The organism is Gilliamella sp. App6-5, from assembly GCF_001690525.1.
GTDB lineage: Bacteria > Pseudomonadota > Gammaproteobacteria > Enterobacterales > Orbaceae > Gilliamella > Gilliamella apicola_H.
Genome location: NZ_LZGT01000038.1, coordinates 111755 through 132879, shown reverse-complemented (window position 1 = coordinate 132879; position 21125 = coordinate 111755). Strand labels below are relative to the sequence as shown.

The window sequence follows — 21125 nt, the reverse complement described above, 5'->3', positions numbered from 1 at the left end:
CTCGAATATTTTCAAGGTCGATACTTAATGCTATCGACCTATTCTAATGAAAGTTATCACAATGGTTAAATAGAGGATTAAAAAATGGCTGAAGTTACCGCTTCTATGGTAAAAGAACTGCGCGAAAGAACTGGCGCAGGTATGATGGAATGTAAAAAAGCATTAGTTGAAGCTAATGGTGATATCGAGCTTGCAATTGACAACATGCGTAAATCAGGTCAAGCAAAAGCCGCTAAAAAAGCAGGTCGTGTTGCGGCTGAAGGTGTTATTATTTCTAAAATCTCTGCGGACAAAAAATTTGGTATTATCTTAGAAGTTAACTGTGAAACAGACTTTGTTGCGAAAGATGCTGGATTTTTAGCATTTAGTGATAAAGTTGCTGAAGCAGCATTAACTGAACGCACTAGCGATATTGCTGCACTGCAAGCTAAATTTGAAGAAGAACGCACAGCTTTAGTTGCTAAAATTGGTGAAAACATCGGTATTCGTCGTGTTGCACAAATCACTGGTGATGTTGTGGGTAGTTACCAACACGGTGCGCGTATTGGTGTATTAGTCGCTGCTAATGGTGCTGATGATGAATTAGTGAAACATATTGCAATGCACATTGCTGCAAGCAAACCAGAATATGTTGATCCAAGCAATGTTCCAGCTGATGTTGTTGAACATGAACGTAACATTCAAATCGATATCGCAATGCAATCAGGTAAACCACGTGAAATCGCTGAAAAAATGGTTGAAGGCCGTATGCGTAAGTTCACTGGTGAAGTATCACTAACTGGACAACCATTTGTTATGGATCCTTCAAAAACAGTTGGCGATTTATTAAAAGAGAAAAAAGCTGCAGTTGCTTCATTCATCCGTTTTGAAGTGGGTGAAGGTATTGAAAAAGTTGAAGTTGACTTTGCTGCAGAAGTTGCTGCAATATCGAAACAATCTTAATCGTTTCAAAAAAACCGCCGTTAAGGCGGTTTTGTTTATCTACAAAATATTTTAAAATTACGACAAGCTAATTTTTTAGCTTATTGAGTAATAAAACAACGAAATAGTGAGACTTCAGTATGGTGACCCCTTTCTATAAACGTATTCTTCTTAAACTCAGTGGCGAAGCACTACAAGGCGACGAAGGTTTTGGTATTGATGCAACCGTTCTAGATCGCATGGCGCAAGAAATTAAAGAGCTAATTGAAATGAATGTTCAAGTCGCTGTTGTTATTGGGGGCGGTAATCTATTTCGGGGGGCAGGGCTTGCTAAAGCGGGAATGAACCGCGTTGTTGGCGATCATATGGGAATGCTAGCAACTGTAATGAATGGTCTTGCGATGCGAGATGCGTTACACCGAATTGAAGTTAATGCCCGTTTAATGTCAGCCATTCCATTAAATGGTGTATGTGATGATTATCGCTGGACCGAAGCAATTAGCTTGCTTCGTCATGGTAGAGTGGTTATTTTGTCTGCTGGAACAGGCAATCCATTTTTTACCACCGATTCAGCAGCATGTTTACGTGGTATTGAAATTGAAGCTGATGTTGTTTTAAAAGCCACCAAAGTTGATGGTGTTTATTCAGCCGATCCTGTTAAAGATCCAACAGCAACACTTTATAAAACTTTAAGTTATGAAAAAGTCCTTGATGATGAACTTAAAGTGATGGATTTAGCTGCATTCACATTAGCAAGAGATCATAATCTACCCATTTGTGTCTTTAATATGAATAAACCTGGTGCTTTGCGTCGCGTTATTTTAGGTGAACAAGAAGGGACATTAATTAATAACAAAGCAACAGTAACCAGTTAATTATCTTTATTTTAAATAAGGCTTTTATTATGTTAAACGAGATTCAAAAAGAAGCGCAAACGCGCATGGAAAAAAGCATTGATGCGTTTCAAAATCATATTTCTAAAGTGAGAACCGGTCGTGCATCACCAAGTTTATTAGATGGCATTATGGTTGAATATTACGGTAGTCCAACGCCACTGCGTCAACTAGCTAACATCGTTGCTGAAGATGCAAGAACGCTAGCTATCACCGTATTTGATAAATCATTAACCCCCGCTATTGAAAAAGCAATTTTAACGTCTGATTTAGGGTTAAACCCAGCATCAGCAGGTACCGTTATTCGTGTACCATTGCCACCTCTAACAGAAGAACGCCGTCGTGATTTAACTAAAATTGTTCGTAACGAAGCGGAACAAGGTCGTGTATCTATCCGTAATATCCGCCGTGATGCCAACGATCAAATCAAAGCGTTACTAAAAGATAAAGAAATTTCAGAAGATGATGAGCGTAAAGCTCAAGATTTAATCCAAAAAGCGACAGATGCGGCAATTAAAAAATTAGATGCTGTGCTTGCCGATAAAGAAAAAGAGTTAATGGAATTCTAATCCTTTTACTTTTTTCCTTTTCTTCTAAATGCTCTGTTTTATAAAGCAGAGCGTTTTTTCCTTGAAAAACTAATTTTTATACTGAAACCTATTTTAGGATGGAAAATACCAATATAAGTAATCTAAATTTTTATTGGTTGATAGGAAAAATCTTTTTCTTGTTAATCATAAGCAATAATTTATAATGATTAATTACTGGACGTCCGATATTACTATCGCTTAGTGATTTTATGTATTATTCAATTCAATTCAATTCTGTATAAGGATTATCAACGATGGCAAAATCTAATGTACCTGCAACAAAAGGCACAATGATATTAGATAAGCTAATACAGATTCTTTTTTCTGAACGAAATTTCGAAGGTTGTGAAGAATTTGAGTTCCGTAAAGATTTGAAGCCTTTTCCTCAAGGAGACTTAATTGGGGATCAATTGTGGGCATTTTTTTATGCTTGTAAGGGAGATGTTTCAGCAGCATTATCGCTATTTGAAAAATCTTTTTCTTATAATGAACCTTATTTTATGATGAATTATATAACCTATTTATTTGATATAGGATTCATTAAAAAACATATTGCAGAAATCATTAGGGCAAATAATCAAATTTCAAATAACTCTAATTTTTTAATACATTTGTTTGATGCATATTTATGGAATGGTAATTTTGAGGGAATTAATAAAGTATATCAAGAAATTGATAAATTAAATAAAAAAGATGTTATTTCTGGGTTATCTCAACGCCTTAATTCATTGCGTCAATTTCAAAGTAATTTAAAATTGAGTGATGAAAATATGCAATTTTTACTTAAAACTTTTCTTGATATAGCAGATACTTATCGGTTATCACATTCTCAAATTTGTTGTGAGTATTATCCAGACGATGATATTAATATTATGATACTAACAACCAACGACACTGATTTTGTACGTTTGGCTAAAATAGATGGTGAGTTGGCTGATAAAATTGCTGAAAATGAACACCTTTATGATAAGGCTTTCGGCGTCTCTATTCGTTATCTAAAATCTGAATATCAAGTTATTACTTAGGAGGCGAAAGTAAGTGTCAGTAAACTGCAAAGACTTTCTCTCTTTTGCTGAAGATTCATTAAAACGAAATGATGAAATCGGTTATCGTAATGCAATTGCTAGAGCGTATTATAGTTGTTACCATGCTATCTTATCTTCAATCAATTTTAGATTACCTAAAGATGAACCATCTCATAAAAGTGTGACCGATTATTTAGCAGCTCCGGGTAAAGATGAAGCCATTCCAAGAATGAAATTAATTTCTTTAAGGGCAAGATTGTTAGAGCAAAAAGCACTTAGAATTAAATGTGATTACCATTTACAAGAAACATTAGACAAAAAAGAAGCCGAACTTAGTATAGCTAAAGCTAGAAAATTTATACAAGATATAGAAGAATTTATACCTTTATCAAATGATTCAGCGCCAAACTCTTAACTATTACTACCTTTAAAAATAGCCCATTTAAAAAATCTAGAAAGTCCTCCCCCAATGATAACGGTAAAAAAGCATTTAAAAATGTAAGATAGACAGATGTGATATTTACTTTTTTACTATTATTCAACAAAAAAACAATCTAATTATCCTCAACAAAACTAGCATATACTCCATGCTTTTAAGGCATATGTAACTATAAAATATAAGTATTTTACATGGATTGATAAAGTGCCTATACTTTTTTGAAGTTAGCTATTTAAACTATTTCTGCTTGTGTTATCCGCTCTTATCTTATCTATATAGATAAGTTGGCGCTTTGGTTTAAAGGCACTTACTAGCCAAGAATCCAACGTTAATGCCGCTATGGAGCTAGTTGAATAAAAGGTACTTTATGTCATGAAAACACTATTATCGTGTCAGGCAGAACCAGAAAAAGCATCCCATTGGTCTGCTGTTTTTTCATTATTTATGGGGGTAACCAGTCTTATTTCGGCTGAGTTTATTCCTATCAGTTTGTTAACGCCTATTGCTCAAACATTACATATTACTGAAGGAATGGCAGGTCAAACGGTTACCGCTGTGGGTATTTTTGCTGTTATTGCAAGTTTGACACTGGCGCCACTAACAAACAAAATAAATAGACGATTAGTGTTATTAACGCTTTCTATTTTATTGGTGAGCGCCAATATATTAGTCGCATTTACACCTAATTATATCATGCTATTGATGGGGCGCAGCATATTGGGGATATGTGTTGGTGGCTTTTGGTCTATGGCCTCAGCGGTAACGCTACAACTTGTACCGACAAAAGATCTATCTCGTGCATTAAGTATTATCTATGCCGGTGTCTCAGTGGCAACAATTATTTCACTACCATTAGCAAGCTATTTAGGCAATCTGATTGGTTGGCGAAATATTTTTTTGCTATCGGCATTACTGGGCGCTATTGCCTTTATTTGGCAATTTATTGCATTACCTACTTTACCTGCACAGCAAGGTAATAGTTTTAAAAATATGTTTTTTCTCTTAAAACAAAGCTGGATAACGATAGGAATAGTAGCCACAATATTTAGTTATGGGGGATATCACATATTTTTTACATATTTAAGACCATTTTTAGAACATAATCTTGCCTTACAAACAAATACCCTCTCTACGCTTTTGCTTCTATTTGGTATTGCTAACTGTATTGGTACCCTTATTGCCGGTTTTGTGATGGGCAAACAATTTAAAAAAACGATGATAGTCGTTCATTTTATTTTATTAATGCTTGCTATTATTTTAATGTTCATAAATAACAATATAACATTCAATATGTTACTTATTGTTGCTTGGGGATTGATGTTTGGTTTTATTCCGGTAGGTTGGTCTACTTGGATTGTACGTACACTTGCTGATAAAGCCGAAATGATGGGCGGATTATCTGTTGCGGCGATTCAGTTTTCTATCGGATTGGCAGCGGCAATGGGAGGCTTCATTTTTGATCATAAGGGGATGCAAGGTATATTTTTTAGTTCTGCACTAATTTTTTTATGTGCCTTGATATTAATTAAACTCAGCTTTTGGTTATTTATTCGTGTAACAGGACGTCCTATTGCATAGTAATTTTTTTACAATTGATTGAAAATATTAAATTAATATTCACTTATTAAAAGGATCACATTAATGAAAAAGGGGTTATTTTATTTCAAAGATAGTACTGCTTTAATTGTCTTTTTAAGTCTTTTTGGGTTATTTTTATCACCATCAGTAATGGGAGCCGATATGTCTAACAATGCGAATAATTTTTATCAAAGCGATAATGTCACTATGCAAAAAGTTAGTTTTCTCAATCAATATAAAATGAGTGTGGTTGGAAACCTATTTATGCCTAAAACGCTTGATGCCAAAAACAAATATCCAGCCATTATTGTTGGACATCCAATGGGTGCGGTTAAAGAACAAAGTGCCAATTTATATGCGACAAAAATGGCTGAACAAGGCTTTATTACATTAGCTATTGACTTATCCTTTTGGGGCGAAAGTGAGGGACAGCCACGTAATGTTGTATTGCCCGATATGTATGCAGAAGATTTCAGTGCAGCAGTTGATTATTTAGGTACTCAAACTTTTGTGGATAGTCATAATATTGGCGTAATTGGTGTTTGTGGTAGCGGCAGTTTTGTTATTAGTGCCGCTAAAATTGATCCACGTTTAAAAGCCATTGCGACGGTAAGTATGTACGATATGGGTTCGGCCAATCGCAATGCTCTTCACCATTCGTTAACACTTGAACAGCGTAAACAGATCATTAAACAAGCGGCAGAACAACGTTATGTTGAATTTACTGGGGGGCAGACATTATATACAAGTGGTACGGTCAATAAAGGGCAACTCAAACCCGAAGATGGTCCAATTGCTCATGAATTTTACGATTTTTATCGTACGCCTCGTGGTGAATATACCCCAGCCAGTTCAACGCCAGAACTAACGACTCACCCAACATTAACCAGTAATGTAAAATTTATGAACTTTTATCCATTTAACGATATTGAAACCATTTCACCACGACCAATGTTATTTATCACAGGTGATCAGGCTCATTCTAAAGAGTTCAGTGAAGATGCTTATAACCGTGCAATAGAACCAAAAGAACTCTATTATGTAAAAGGAGCTGGGCATGTTGATCTTTATGATCGCATCGATTTAATCCCTTTTGATAAATTAACAACCTTTTTTAAAACGCATTTAAAATAGCGATTAATTTTTAATGCAATGTTGTTCCACAGCAAAGGGAGTCAGAATTACGGTGCTCCCTTTTTTACTCATCATTATAAAATGGCAGAAGAATATCAAAAATGTTCTTTTAGCTGTTTTAAAAACAGTTCAGCAGCTTTAGAAAATATATGATATTTTTTCCAGACAATATTCACATCTACTTTTAATTTTGGATATAAAGGTCTAAAACAAAGCGGGTTATCGCCCGCTGTATTAATGAGTTTATCTAAACACAAGGCATATCCGATATGTTGTTCAACCATTAAAGCTGCATTAAATATTAAGTTATATGTTGCAATAATATTTAATTTTTCATAGTTTCGTTTAAACCATTGTTCAATGCTATCACTAACATATTTTTGTTGGGAAACAATCAGTGGTAATGACCATAAATCAGATGGAGAAATGACCTCAAGGTTTGCCAACGCACAATCTTTTCTCATTAATACTCCCCATGTATCTTGTTGAGGAAGGCTCAATGATTCATATTTTGTTAGATGAGTCGGTTCAATTAACACACCAAAATCAAGTAATCCCTTATCAATACGTTCGGTGACATCATTTGCATTACCACTATAAATATGGATGCGGATGTGTGGGTAAACCTCTTGCATTGATTTAATCACATTCACCACCCACTTCATTGCATCAGTTTCACCACAACCAATATAAATATCACCACAAATACTTTCGTTTGGTGCTTGAAACTCTTCTTCTGTTTTATGCACAAGTTCCAGTATCTCCTCGGCTCGTTTACGTAATCGTATTCCTTCATCGGTCAAGGTAATTCGCCTACTGCCACGAATAAATAGGGGGGTGCCAAGTGTTTGTTCAAGCTGCATCAACTGACGAGATAAGGTAGGTTGAGTTAGATGCAAATGGTTAGCAGCAGCGGTAATACTTTCTTCTTTAGCAAGAGCAAGAAAATAACGTAAAATTTTTATATCTATCATTTCCTTTTCCCATCATTCTTGTTTAACAATTATTTGATTTTTATGTTTAAAATATGTATGTCAGAAAATGACGTGTGTTTACTTTTCATTATTAACATAATCTTTTAAATATCATCAGATGTTTTATCACAAATCACCTAAGTTGGATAGGTTACTCTTTGTTACCACTCAGTATTGCCGAGTTAATTGGTATATATAGTACGGAAAGGTTTCGGACGTTTTGACCTTTGGTGAATAAAATAGCTACAGTGACCACGTCCGAGCAAAGGGAATTAGAGCGAATTCCCTTTGCAATCCCACGCTTTGGCTGCAGAATGTTGCCTACGGCTACTCGCCGCCGTTGCTCGGTCTTAACGCACCGTTTGTGAGATTCGTATCATCCTGATACTCGCCTCTACGAGGTCATCTTCGCTATGCTCTGATGTTCAAATTTGTTCCAGACAAATTTGTCCGACGCAGCACAAACTCGCTCTGTTGTCGGCACATTCTGACGCCGGAACAAGACAAACAGCATAGCCTTTGGTGTTTTTTTGTGAGTTGTTTTTGTGTTAAAAAGCAATGAAATCACATCCAAAAAGTGGCCAAGAAAAATATTGATTTTATTAAATTTTTTATTGGTTTTTTTATTCAAAAAATACCACCAAAACCATTATCCAAAATACGCCACCAAAAGCTCAACTTTACTCAATTAACAAAGATTTACAAAAATTTAACAAAAAAACTAGCGAATTATTAATCAACTTGTTATAATTTGAATCCTTTTAAAGCAAGGAAAGCTCATTAGTTGAGTGGTTAATTACAAAAAAAACAAATAATTAATTAACAGGACAATCAAAATGCGTCACCATGCATGGCATCTTACCTGCCAAACCTCCTCCCTAAATCTTTTTCAATTTCACCATAGTCAGAAACTGACTCAATTCTTATCTTTATTACCGAAGTCATTTCGCGTAGCGAACTTGCCGTGTTTATCGGTAGGGCTGTCGTCGAGGTCTAGGTGTAAGTTTTTATTGTTCTTATCAAGGTATTCATTGATCTTTACGCCGTTGTTGTTATTGCCGTGTTCGTTTTATACACAGGCGCTATCGGCAAAAACCACAAGGGCAATTGAGGGCAGTGCGCCTTATTTAACGTTTGATGGAGGTCGAACTAAGGTGACTTCAAATGATGATTTATTAGCTATCAAGTTGCCGGATGGTACAAAGATCACCCCTTCATCCAATACTTCAAGTGCAACCAATCCGATACTGATAACAAATGGAAGTACTTTTGATGATATACACATGGCGCTACCACTGGGGGTAAATACAGTGAGTTTAAGCGACTTAATTACTCAAGGTAATTGGGGGGATGATGATGGTGATGGTCAGGGTACTAATGGTGTTACGGCAATAGGGAGTATATCGGTAAGTTTTACTGATAATAAAGGCGATACAGTAAGTCGTCGTGATTCATTAGATCTATGTAAGGCGCCTTATAAAGTGATATTAAGAAGTTATGGGGGGGCGCGTTTGGAAACACTGTACGGGGTACCTAATACAAACTATTTTAGTAATCAAACAGTGACGTATTATATCAATCCAAATTCACCGCCTAAAGTTTGTTACGCAAGGCCGAATCGTTTTCAGATGGATGGTTCAGCTAACATGTGGAATGGTTATAAGGGTTTTTTAGTTCAGTCAACAAGTTTGCCATCTTATGGACTTAATTTCCCTACTACGGGTGCTGATGGATTATTTTTTGATTTAGATATAGCTGGGGTTGATGCAAGTCAGTTGACGTGGTCTTCGGTTTCTCATGGTGGGATAACTGCTACTGTCACATGGGGAAAACCAAACGATAATGATTATTGGATTTCTGATAAATCCCAGTATGTAACACGGGTAACGTTAAGAGGTCCTAGGGCGGATAGCGCTCGGATACAGTCAGCTAATCCTAGTCCACTTAGTATACCTAGTTTACCGCAGATCTTTGAGTTAGAGGGTAAGGATAGTCGTGATAATGTGGTTGTCAAGTATGGATTTGAGTTGAGGCAGTGGTTTGTCAATCGGGCTGATAAAAAGGATACGCCTTCAGGTCTAGCAAAATGGTGTAGTAGTTTGGGCTATCGTCTACCTAGGATAAGGGATTTAACCAATGCGAAATGTGGTGTACAGGATAATAATGGATTCCCATGTGTAGAAGGGATAGATGGTGCCACGCCGTCGTCAGGTACTCCTGATTACCGGCGTCATATAGGTGCAGGGTTTTTCTCGGAGTGGGGTACCATAGGCCAGTACGCCGATGCGGGCTTCCGCTATTTCTCTGGCTACTGGACGAGTGATTCGGTATATGATACTTATTTTGATGTCAACTCGAATAGTGGTTATGTCTACAGATACCGCGGCTCTGTCACAAGTGTTGGTGTTTGCACTACTCCTTAGTTAGGACGTGGGGGGGGGGCTTATGGAACAAATAGAGGGTAATATAACAAAGAAATAAGCCCTGCTCAGTTTGGGCTTCCCATTGGCTTGCGCTTGTTGCGGCTAAAAGCAATATAATGCCCTATATTAACAACAACGTTCACAAAAATAAGCACAGGGCTCTTTTAAAAATTCCTCAAGCGAGGGATTTTGGTTAATGGATTAAGCTATCAAGTGAAATATTAAGCAGATGATTAAATCTTTTAATCATTGGTCGCGTTAATTTACGTTTGTCGTTTAATATTTCATAAACTCGATTTGGTCGTCCAATTGCTTGGGAAAGGTCTTTTACCGGTCTTGTTGTTTCATTCTAAATTTAATTGCTTCCACGGCTGTGGATGGCTCAATGTGGTAATGTTCGTTTTCGTATTCTAACATCGTATCACAGACAAGCGATATGGCGCTTATATCATAAAGAGCAGATAACCGTTATTGATTTAGCTAAATATTTATGGTCAGTCATCCGACCATTTATAAAGTGCTAAAGAAAGCCTGGTTGAAGCTGTTTATTCCTTTAGCCAATAAGAATGAACGTTCCAAGGTTATTTTGTTTGTCTTATTCCTGCATCAGAGTGCGCCGATAACTAAGTGAGGTCAGCATGCCAAACAGGAATGTTTGACGAGGCGTTGACATGAATGTCATTTCTTTCACAAAAAGTCTAAAACATCTAAAATTCAACCGTTTTCCAATGATCTCTTCCACAAGCCTCAAAATCACATGCGACTTTTTAAACACTATTTTTATCTGTACTATTTCAATCAATTACGCCATAATGTTATAAAAATAACAGTACTTGGCTATAATTGTTATTTTTATAACATCCCTATTTATTTACATACTAACAATATTTAATTAAACATTATTACAAAGACATTTTAAGGATCTCGTTATGAGTTATGCAAAGTATATTGATCATACTTTACTCGCAATGAATGCGACGGAAGATCAAATTCGTAAGCTTTGTGAAGAAGCTAAACAATATCATTTTTATTCGGTTTGTGTAAATTCAGGCTATGTGCCTTTAGCGGCAAGTTTACTTAACGGCAGTGATGTAAAAGTGTGTGCGGTGGTTGGCTTTCCACTTGGTGCCATGCTGACTAGCGCTAAAGCCTTTGAAACTGAAATGGCGGTTAAAGCTGGCGCGCAAGAAATCGATATGGTTATCAATGTAGGTTGGTTAAAAAGCAATGATTTCGATGCGGTTAAACAAGATATAGAGGCGGTCTTTAATGCTTGTGGCGCTGTGCCATTAAAAGTGATTTTAGAAACTTGCTTATTATCTAAAGACGAAATTGTTAAAGTCTGTGAAATCTGTAAGCAAATCGGCGTTGCTTTTGTTAAAACCTCAACAGGGTTTAGTGTATCTGGCGCAACGGTTGAGGATGTTAAGTTGATGCGTGATACCGTTGGCAATGAGATGGGTGTTAAGGCATCGGGTGGTATTCGTGATCGTCAAACGGCTGAAAAAATGGTTCAAGCGGGGGCTTCGCGTTTAGGGGCTAGTGCTGGTATTGCGATTGTTTCTGGTGATGCAATTTTGACCAGTGATTATTAATCAATGATATCAATTAATAAGCTACTTATGTAGCTTGTTACTGTTGATTTATGGGATCAGCATGGAAACACAATCACAAAAAAGAGTGAATGATCTTATTCAACTTTTAAAAAAAACAGATAAGATTCATTTAAAAGAAGCCGCTAAGTTGTTAGCGGTTTCCGAAATGACCATTCGCCGAGATTTAAATAACATTCCTACATCGTTAACTGTTTTAGGCGGTTATATTGTTAGTGAATTTCGTCATCAAGCAACGCAATATTTTGTTTCCGATCAGCAAGATAAACAAGTTAACGAAAAACTACATATTGCTAAATTAGCCAGCAAATTTGTTTTTGCAAACGATACCGTCTTTTTTGATTGCGGTACCACAATCCCTTTTATCATTGATGCTATTGATGATGAAATAACTTTTACCGCTATCTGCTATTCATTAAACGCATTTTTAGCATTACAAAATAAACCTAATTGTAAGACAATTTTATGTGGTGGTTATTATCGGGTTAATAATGCTATTTTTACCGCTATTGGACAGCATTGCCAATTAAATTCGATTTGCCCAAATAAAGCGTTTATTTCTGCTGCTGGGGTTGATATATCACGAGGGGTTACTTGTTATCATTTTGATGAACTTGATATGAAGTTGCAAGCCATGAAACAATCTGATCAGCGTATTTTGATTGCCGATCATACTAAATTTAGTCAAGTCAAGCCGGCTTTGATTAGTGAATTAACGCTTTTTAATCAAATTATTACCGATAAAGCCCCGACTAAGGAATTTATCTCTTTTTTTAATAACCATAATATAAAACTGATGTATTAATATGAAAAATATCACAATTTTAGGGTCGACAGGTTCAATTGGTTGCAGTACGCTAACCGTTATTGCTCAAAATCCACATCTGTTTAAGGCGTATGCCTTAGTGGGTGGTAATAATGTTGCCAAAATGACTGAGCAATGTTTGATCTTTAAGCCTAAATACGTTGCCATGGCAACAGCGCAAGCGGCTAAGGAGCTAAGAGCAAATCTTGCCAATCTAAAATTGGATATTGAAGTGTTAAGCGGTGAACAAGCCATTTGTGATTTATCGCAGTTGCCCGAAGTCGATCAAGTGATGGCCGCTATTGTGGGTGCTGCTGGGCTAAAACCAACCCTTGCGGCAATTAAAAAAGGTAAACGTATTTTGCTTGCTAATAAAGAATCACTCGTGACCTGTGGGCATCTGTTTATGCAAGCGGTTAAAGAGTATGGCGCTGAACTGTTGCCGGTGGATAGTGAACATAACGCTATTTTTCAGAGTTTGCCAATGGCAGTACAGCATAATTTAGGTTTTGCGAATTTGGCTGAACAGGGTATTACTAAAATAGTTTTAACAGGTTCTGGTGGGCCGTTTCGCGATTGGGAATTCGATAAGCTTGCATCGGTTACGCCAGCACAAGCGGTTGCACATCCTAACTGGTCGATGGGTAAAAAGATTTCTGTGGATTCGGCAACCATGATGAATAAAGGACTTGAGTATATCGAAGCACGTTGGTTATTTAATGCAAATACTGACGAAATGGAAATTATTATTCATCCGCAATCGATTATTCACTCCATGGTACGTTATCAAGATGGTAGTGTGGTGGCAGAACTGGGTGTGCCTGATATGTGCACGCCGATTGCTTATGCCATGTCTTACCCCGATCGGGTTCCATCAAGTGTACCGCCTTTGGATTTTTGTCAAATTTCGACTTTAACGTTTACACAGCCTGATTTTAATCGTTATCCTTGTTTAAAATTGGCAATAGAAGCGTCTAATCAAGGACAAGCTGCCACAACGGCACTTAACGCAGCGAATGAAATTGCGGTAGAAGCCTTTTTGCAACATAAAATAGGTTTTATGGATATTGCCAAAAATGTAGCAAAAGTATTAGATCAATTGGCTTTCCCTGAACCATCGACTATTGACGATGTTTTTATGATAGATCAATGGGCAAGATCACAATGTGGTCTGTGTTAAATGCTATTTAATTTTTATAATCAATGGATTAAATAGGTCGTAAGGGCAGTCAATCGCAATGACATTTTGACAGTATTATGTTCAATGTTGCTGCCCTATTCATGCTTTTCTTGACTAAGCGATTTGTTTAGCGGTTAATGTTGGATTATCGCTAATAAATGATTGTAAAAATGCGCTATCGGGTAGCGCAGTTAACGCACCTTTTTGGGTGGTCGCTAAGGCACCGCACGCACTAGCTATCGTCATCATGCTTTCTAACATGAGTTTATCTTCAGGCATTCCTGATGAGGCAATACTGCTAAGTAGTCCTGCCACAAAGGCATCGCCCGCACCGGTAGTATCAATACTATTTACATGGTACGAATCAAACGAAAATGTTTTGCCTTGCCATAAGGCAATACTGCCATCTTTACCTTTAGTAATTAACTTTAATGGTGCCTCATAGTGTTGTTGTAGTTTACTTAATGCTTCATGCCAGTCATTGCATTGCGTGAGCCAAAATAGTTCTTCATCTGATAGCTTAAGGATATCGGCATCATGACAAAATTGAGTAATAGTTGTGTGCATTTCATCTTTATTTGCCCACATTTGCTCACGCAAGTTAACATCGAAGCTAATTAAGCCATTTTTAGCGGTAAGGTTTTCAATGGCAGTTTTAAGCGTTTGTCGACAAGTGTGGCCGACTAGCGCCAAAGAGCAAAAATGTAAAATATCTTGGTTAAAATCAGGAATCGCTTGCTCAGACAAAAATTGATCAGCTGAAGGTGAAACCAAAAAAGTAAAACTCCGTTCCCCATTTTGACCTAAATCAACAACAACAGTACTCGTTTTATAGTGATCATCTTTTTCAAGGCTTTGGCAATCAACATGATAGTCACGGAACGTTTTTTCCATAAAATGACCAAAAGGATCATTACCAACACGGCCAATAAAAGCAGAAGGTAGCCCCAATTTAGCAATACCAATTGCGACATTAGCTGGTGCGCCACCCGCACAGGCTTGATAATTCATATCACCAAATGGTAACAAATCAATAACGGCATCCCCAAGGGACCAAACTTTAGTATTATTCATTTTTTAACTCGATTATAGTTAGTGACTAAGGTAATCTAATCTAGCGTAGAGGCAGATTATTTTAATTTTGTGAAATACGCCATCTTCTTGCTTTTTAATAAAGTCTTTGATGTTTAATTTATTATTGAATTAATGATAGTTATATTTTAAAAGTTTGTCATAGACTAAATCATTTGGCAAAAAATTCATTGTTAACGTTAAAAATGTGTGACTATCATCACATATTTTATCTCTAATTTCATTAACAGTTAACGTTAACAATCAAATTAAGATACCATTAGATAAAGGTATCTAATATTGGATAAAAAAGGGGTTTTTATGTCTATTGCTATTGATAAAGCCAATCAAGCTGTTAAAGCGTTAGAAAAAGTGATGAATAAACAATACTACCCACATTTTCATTTAGCACCCTCAGCAGGTTGGATGAATGATCCTAATGGTTTGATTTACTTTAACGGTCAATATCATGCTTTTTATCAGCATCATCCTTACGATGAAAATTGGGGTCCAATGCATTGGGGACATGCTGTTAGTGATGATTTGGTTACATGGCGTAGATTGCCAATCGCGATTGCTCCTGATCAAGAATTTGATAAAAGCGGTTGTTTTTCTGGCTCAGCGGTCGATAACCATGGTGAATTATGCTTAATTTATACAGGTCATCTTTGGTTAGCAGGTCAAGGTAATGATGAGCAGATTCGGCAAGTCCAATGTCTGGCGAGTAGCAAAGATGGCATTCATTTTGAAAAGCAAGGCACAGTACTTACGCCAAAAAATGGTATTATGCACTTTCGCGATCCTAAAGTGTGGCCACAAGATGGCAAATGGTGGATGGTGGTCGGTCAACGAACGCCAAATGATGTGGGGCAAGTTTTACTTTATAGTTCAGATGACTTAAAAAATTGGATATTTGATCATGTCGTGGTAAGTGGTATCGATCCTGATGTTTATATGCTTGAATGTCCTGACTTTTTTCCGCTGGGTGATAAATGGGTTTTGATGTTCTCGCCACAGGGTATGAAAGCAACAGGCTATCAGTACCGCAATCGATTTCAATCAGGTTATATTGTGGGTGATTGGCAACCAGGGCAACAATTTTCAATGGTTAAACCTTTTCAAGAGATGGATTTTGGGCATGATTTTTATGCACCGCAATCATTTCTTGCTGCTGATGGGCGTCGTATTGGGTTTGCTTGGATGGATATGTGGGAGTCAGCGATGCCAAGCAAAAAAGATAAATGGGCTGGTGCATTTACACTGCCGCGTGAACTCATTTTAGATCAAGATAATAAAGTCCGAAACCGCCCGATTAAAGAACTTGAAACATTGCGAGAAAAACCGGAATTATTTGGTGAAATAATGCTGAGTAATGAACTTAAACACACCAATATTCAATCCATTAGTTGTGAAGTTAATGTTGAATTTGATTTAAATAAAAGCGATGCTGAACGTTTTGGTTTGCAACTTGCAGCCACTGGAGATGGTAAACAAGCAACGTTACTATATGTTGATTTACAATCCGATCGAATTATACTTGATCGCAGTTTATCCGGTCTTGAATTAAGCGGTTATCGTAGCGTACCGCTACCAAAAACAGATAAGCTAACTTTGCATATTTTTATTGATGCCTCATCTGTCGAGGTTTTTGTTAATGATGATTTGTATAGTCTCACTAGTCGTATTTATCCACAATTACCGGCCGAGCGAGTCATCAACCTATTTGCTGAAAATGGAAAAGCGAAAGTTAAAAAATTGGAAAGTTGGCAATTGAAGTCCATTTATGCGTAATTTCTATTCACTGCCTATTGGCAGTGAATTTTCGTTTTAAAAGCTGCGTTTTTATTGCCCTATTCCATATAATCACAAACAATAAATCATGATTTAAAACTATCAATGTAGCGCATTATTTTTTCATTACCCTATTGGCTTAGTGATTATTTAGCTTTTGTTTTGCATCTCGTTTATCATAAACCCCAAAATGGTCTACAATTGTACTACTGGCTTTATTTAGCCCTAACACTTCCACTTGTGCACCTTCTTTACGGAATTTAATCACCACTTTATCTAAAGCCGCTACAGCGGTTATATCCCAAAAATGTGCATGGGTAAGATCGATTGTTACCTTTTGTATAACCTCTTTTAAATCAAATGAACTAATAAATTTTGCAGAGGAAGCAAAAAATACTTGTCCATATACGGTATAAATACGTTGTTCCTTGCTAGGTTGCTCAGTTTTAATTTGTAGGTAATGAGCAACTTTATTGGCATAAAATAGTGATGCCAGTAATACCCCAATAAATACGCCATAAGCAAGATTATGGGTAAATACAACGACAACTACAGTTGCGAGCATCACAATATTGGTTGAAAGTGGGTATGATTTCAGGTTTTTAATCGAATCCCAGCTAAAGGTACCAATGGAAACCATGATCATCACTGCTACTAACGCAGCCATTGGAATTTGGCTTACCCAGTCTTGTAAAAAAACAACTAATAATAAAAGTACCGTCCCAGCGATAAATGAGGATAGACGCGTTCGTCCGCCTGACTTCATATTGATAATTGATTGCCCAATCATTGCACACCCCGCCATACCGCCAAAAAAACCTGTCACGATATTAGCAATACCTTGTCCCTTGCACTCTCGATTTTTATCACTCGGCGTATCGGTAATATCATCTACAATGGTTGCAGTCATCATTGATTCTAATAAGCCGACAATGGCTAATGAAAGAGAGTAAGGCAGAATAATCAATAAGGTATCAAGGTTAAAAGGAACATTCGGGAGTAAAAACGTAGGCAAGCTGGTGGGTAATGTACCCATATCACCCACCGTTCGTATATCCATGCCAAAATACATATAGATACCGGTAAGAATAAGAATGCAAAGTAGCGGTGAAGGAATCATTTTTCCTACTTTGGGGATATAAGGGAACAGGTAAATAATGCCAAGCCCAGCAATGGTCATGGCATAGACATGCCATGTGACATTGGTTAGCTCAGGTAGTTGTGCTAAAAAAATTAAGATGGCTAATGCATTAACAAACCCCGTTACCACAGAGCGAGAAACAAAGCGCATTAAGTTCCCTAATTGAAGAAAACCGGCAATAATCTGAAAAATACCGCATAAGATTGTCGCGACCAGTAAATATTCAACCCCATGATTTTTAACCAGTCCGGCAATGACTAGCGCCATTGCACCTGTAGCAGCAGAAATCATACCTGGGCGACCACCCGCAAAAGCAGTAACAACAGCTATACAAAAAGCCGCATATAGTCCTACTTTAGGATCAACACCGGCAATAATTGAGAAAGCAATTGCTTCAGGAATAAGGGCAAGCGCTACAACGACACCCGATAGAACATCATTTCTGATATTGGAAAACCATTGTTTACGTAAAGATTGCATTGAATTTAATCACCACTGAAAAAAAGGAAAATTGCCGCGTGAAGCAATGCATCTATAAGGTTATCAAAAGTTGATAGGGAAAATATGGCTTGTGTGCATCACGCGAGTAACTATAATTATTATTGATAAAAAGAACGCGCAAAAAGCTACACAGGTGTACTCCATAATGAAATTATATTTTTTATAATAATAGAACTTAACCCATTGTACAATGAATAATTTTCTCATTATCTTTGAAAGTTATAATATTTTTATTGCTTTAAAAATTTTAATCTAACCATGCAAATTTAAATGATGCCGTTGCAATAGATCTATTTATTATAGGATTTAATGACGGAATTAACCGTCATCATTAAAAGCAAAATAGACAAAATTGAAAATGGGATTGGGGGGTTAAACAATGTTTCAGATCTGTTTTTTTTATGCCTTTATTTGGTTTGAGCTAATATATTTTATTTCAATTACAAAGAGGCTCTTTCTAAATAAGGTGATGCTACCTGTATTATCTCTTTTTGGCTTTTGCCATGAATAATATGTAACGCTGCTTGTTGGCCAATCTCATAATGAGGCAACTGGACTGTCGTTAATGGTGGATAAAATAGTTCACCCGTTCCCACCATATTATCGTAACCTAATACAGCAATGTCATTTGGAATACTTAATCCTTGACCGAGTAAAAATTGATAAGCAACAAAAGCGATTCGATCATTACCACAAATCAGTACATCAAAATCAGGTGCTTTATGACAATGTTGTTTCAATATATCAACCGTCATCATATATTCTTGTGCAAGGTCATCTGATAATATTGAGGTGTGATAACTGGTAATAGCATTTAAATGGTAACCCGCATCGAGCCACGCTTGCTCAACGGCTTTACGTCTGGTTTTGCCTGCTAATGTGTTTTCTGATAAATAGATACATAACGGCTTTTTATAGCCTTTATTTATGACTTGTTGCATGGCTTGATATTGACCTAAATAGTCATCAGGAATATAGCAAGCAAGTTGCTTTGAATCGCTTATGCAGTTAGCTAATACAACATTTTTATCTAATAACTTTTCAGGCAGTTCAACTTTTCTTAATCCCATTGTGGTATAGATGATACCGTTAGGGCGATATGACAGTAGGGTATTAATGGCATGATCGGCATCTTTATCATCAAATAAATTAACAATAAAGGTATTCCATCCATGATTTTGAGCAGTTTTTTCTATGGCTTGGAGTAATTCTACTGAAAACGGTGTCATGGCGGTTTCTAATGCTAAAACACCAATAGCAGAAGGTCCCGAGTTATCACCACGAATCTTTCTTGCCGATAAATCAGGCACATAATTAAGTTGCTCAATAGCTTGTTTAACGCGTTTATAAGTTTCTTTATTTAATTTGTCAGGATTATTTATTGCACGTGAAACCGTCATCAGTGAAACAGATGCTAATTTTGCAACATCCTTAAGTGAAGCCATTGTTAATCCTTTTGCTTAACAAGATAAAATTATTATCGGTCATTACTTATGGGAGATGATACCACAAATATAAATGATAAAAAGTGTGAGGAGGTTAACATTTATGATAATCGATTCTATCTATTTCGTATTAAATATGGTCATAATGTTAACATTAACATGTTAACGTTAAACTTCATCAAATTTCAACAATATAAGAGTAATAAACATGAATATGATACAAAATAGAAACTATTGGTTCTCGTCTGGTTACCTTATTACGTTTTACGCTGCTTGGTCGCTTTGGTGGTCTTTTTATGCCATTTGGTTAAAAGGTAAAATAGGCTTATCGGGCGAACAGCTAGGTATTGTTTATGCAGCTAATTCTGCCGCAGCCATGTTTTTTATGATCTTCTATGGCATTATCCAAGATAAATTACAAATAGGAAAAGCGGTAGTAACCTTTCAAAGTATTATTATGGTACTTATTGGTCCATTCTTAATTTATGTGTATGAGCCTTTATTGAAAAATGATTTCATTTTTGGTGTGTGTATCGGAGCCCCTGTTTTAAGTGCTAGCTTTATTTCAGGTAGTGCTTTGATTGATTCGTTTATTGAACGTATTAGTCGATTATTTGGTTTTGAATTTGGTCCTGCGCGTTTTTGGGGATCGTTTGGTTATGCGGCTGCCACCTTTGTTGCGGGTATTTTATTTAGTATTGATCCGCATATTAACTTTTGGATGGCATCGGTGGTTGCCGCTATCTTTTTAGTTATTAATATTGTATTTAAGCCAACACACTATCAAGGATCGCAGACCGAAAATAACAATACTGCTTTAACAGAAAAAACATCGTCCATACCCACAATGGGTGAAATTTTCTCACTATTTGGCTTACAAAAATTTTGGTTGTTTGTCTTGTTTGTTATTGGTACTTACAGCTTTTATACCATCTATGATCAGCAATTATTTCCGAATTTTTATACCAGTTTTTTTGAAAAGAAAGAAGATGGTTATCAAGTTTATGGTTATTTAAATTCTTTCCAAGTCTTTTTAGAAGCAACTTGTATGATTATTGCGCCTTATTTTATTAACAAAATGGGGGCTAAAAAATCATTATTAGTTGCAGCCCTAGTTATGATTTGCCGAATTGCGTTATCGGCAACATTGGATAATATTTATTTGATTTCTTTCGTTAAACTCTTTCATGCGATCGAAATACCATTATTTATTTTGGCAATGTTCAAATATATTGTGGGTAATTTTGATGCAAGATTATCGGCGACCCTTTATTTAGTTGGGTTTAATATTTCATCCAATCTTGGCGTTATTGGGTTGTCATGGCTAGTTGGTAAATTATTTGATAATACCGGATATTCGACAACATTTTATGTCCTTGCCGGTGTTGTTTTACTGACTTCGGTGATAGCAATATTTACTTTAAGCGATGAGCAAAAATCAAAACAATAATAATCTTAAATTCGCGCTAACAATAATAACAAAATGGAAACATGGAATTTCCATTTTGCTTTTTAACGTGGTGATAAATGAATACAAAACTTGCTTCTAGGTTAAGTTTGCGAAACAATGTTAACAATTTTAGTTATTGTGTACAGGAACG

The 21125-nt window shown here is 36.4% G+C and carries 17 protein-coding genes; 13 read left to right on the top strand and 4 right to left on the bottom strand.

What is annotated here, in order from left to right; genetic code table 11:
• The first annotated feature begins 84 nt into the window (after positions 1 to 84).
• From tsf to A9G24_RS04765, 7 genes are all read left to right on the top strand, one after another.
• Positions 85 to 942 carry a translation elongation factor Ts gene (tsf, locus tag A9G24_RS04795; RefSeq protein ID WP_065638005.1) on the top strand — a complete coding sequence of 286 codons (858 nt, stop codon included), beginning with the start codon at positions 85 to 87 and terminating at the stop codon, positions 940 to 942.
• 119 nt (positions 943 to 1061) lie between these two features.
• Positions 1062 to 1796 carry a UMP kinase gene (gene pyrH, locus A9G24_RS04790; RefSeq protein WP_065638004.1) on the top strand — a complete coding sequence of 245 codons (735 nt, stop codon included), beginning with the start codon at positions 1062 to 1064 and terminating at the stop codon, positions 1794 to 1796.
• A gap of 29 nt (positions 1797 to 1825) precedes the next feature.
• The gene (frr, locus tag A9G24_RS04785) at positions 1826 to 2383 is read left to right on the top strand and encodes a ribosome recycling factor (RefSeq protein ID WP_065587087.1); all 558 of its coding nucleotides are present in this window, start codon (positions 1826 to 1828) and stop codon (positions 2381 to 2383) included.
• A 275-nt stretch (positions 2384 to 2658) separates the two neighbouring features.
• Positions 2659 to 3429, top strand: coding sequence for a hypothetical protein (locus A9G24_RS04780; RefSeq protein ID WP_065638003.1), 771 nt, complete (start codon positions 2659 to 2661; stop codon positions 3427 to 3429).
• A 13-nt stretch (positions 3430 to 3442) separates the two neighbouring features.
• Positions 3443 to 3844, top strand: coding sequence for a HEPN domain-containing protein (locus A9G24_RS04775; RefSeq protein WP_065638002.1), 402 nt, complete (start codon positions 3443 to 3445; stop codon positions 3842 to 3844).
• 396 nt (positions 3845 to 4240) lie between these two features.
• Entirely contained in the window at positions 4241 to 5446 is a 1206-nt protein-coding gene (locus A9G24_RS04770) for an MFS transporter (RefSeq protein ID WP_065638001.1), read from the top strand.
• 63 nt (positions 5447 to 5509) lie between these two features.
• Positions 5510 to 6580, top strand: coding sequence for an alpha/beta hydrolase (locus tag A9G24_RS04765; RefSeq protein ID WP_065638000.1), 1071 nt, complete (start codon positions 5510 to 5512; stop codon positions 6578 to 6580).
• 95 nt (positions 6581 to 6675) lie between these two features.
• Here A9G24_RS04765 and A9G24_RS04760 read toward each other — a convergent pair whose 3' ends face one another.
• The gene (locus A9G24_RS04760) at positions 6676 to 7551 is read right to left on the bottom strand and encodes a LysR family transcriptional regulator (protein ID WP_065638037.1); all 876 of its coding nucleotides are present in this window, start codon (positions 7549 to 7551) and stop codon (positions 6676 to 6678) included.
• Positions 7552 to 8609: 1058 nt separating this feature from the next.
• Here A9G24_RS04760 and A9G24_RS04750 point away from each other — a divergent pair.
• From A9G24_RS04750 to ispC, 4 genes are all read left to right on the top strand, one after another.
• The gene (locus A9G24_RS04750; protein WP_141673066.1) at positions 8610 to 9977 is read left to right on the top strand and encodes a hypothetical protein; all 1368 of its coding nucleotides are present in this window, start codon (positions 8610 to 8612) and stop codon (positions 9975 to 9977) included.
• 929 nt (positions 9978 to 10906) lie between these two features.
• Entirely contained in the window at positions 10907 to 11572 is a 666-nt protein-coding gene (gene deoC / locus A9G24_RS04745) for a deoxyribose-phosphate aldolase (RefSeq protein ID WP_065637997.1), read from the top strand.
• Between the two features lie 61 nt (positions 11573 to 11633).
• A complete protein-coding gene (gene deoR / locus A9G24_RS04740; protein ID WP_065637996.1) occupies positions 11634 to 12395 on the top strand; it encodes a DNA-binding transcriptional repressor DeoR in 762 nt (253 codons plus the stop codon).
• A gap of 1 nt (position 12396) precedes the next feature.
• Complete coding sequence (gene ispC, locus A9G24_RS04735; RefSeq protein ID WP_065637995.1) at positions 12397 to 13575, top strand: 1-deoxy-D-xylulose-5-phosphate reductoisomerase; 1179 nt, start codon at positions 12397 to 12399, stop codon at positions 13573 to 13575.
• A 114-nt stretch (positions 13576 to 13689) separates the two neighbouring features.
• Here the strand turns inward: ispC and A9G24_RS04730 are convergent, their stop codons facing one another.
• Complete coding sequence (locus A9G24_RS04730; protein ID WP_065637994.1) at positions 13690 to 14649, bottom strand: aminoimidazole riboside kinase; 960 nt, start codon at positions 14647 to 14649, stop codon at positions 13690 to 13692.
• Between the two features lie 318 nt (positions 14650 to 14967).
• Here A9G24_RS04730 and A9G24_RS04725 point away from each other — a divergent pair, with 318 nt between their 5' ends.
• Positions 14968 to 16437 carry a glycoside hydrolase family 32 protein gene (locus A9G24_RS04725; protein ID WP_065637993.1) on the top strand — a complete coding sequence of 490 codons (1470 nt, stop codon included), beginning with the start codon at positions 14968 to 14970 and terminating at the stop codon, positions 16435 to 16437.
• Positions 16438 to 16576: 139 nt separating this feature from the next.
• Here A9G24_RS04725 and A9G24_RS04720 read toward each other — a convergent pair whose 3' ends face one another.
• On the bottom strand, positions 16577 to 18058 hold the full coding sequence (locus A9G24_RS04720; protein ID WP_065637992.1) for a SulP family inorganic anion transporter: 1482 nt from the start codon (positions 18056 to 18058) through the stop codon (positions 16577 to 16579).
• Positions 18059 to 18519: 461 nt separating this feature from the next.
• Positions 18520 to 19524, bottom strand: coding sequence for a LacI family DNA-binding transcriptional regulator (locus A9G24_RS04715; RefSeq protein ID WP_065637991.1), 1005 nt, complete (start codon positions 19522 to 19524; stop codon positions 18520 to 18522).
• Positions 19525 to 19732: 208 nt separating this feature from the next.
• Here A9G24_RS04715 and A9G24_RS04705 point away from each other — a divergent pair, with 208 nt between their 5' ends.
• Positions 19733 to 20974 (top strand): oligosaccharide MFS transporter, encoded by a 1242-nt coding sequence (locus A9G24_RS04705; protein WP_065637989.1) that lies wholly within the window; start codon positions 19733 to 19735, stop codon positions 20972 to 20974.
• Positions 20975 to 21125: the final 151 nt, after the last annotated feature.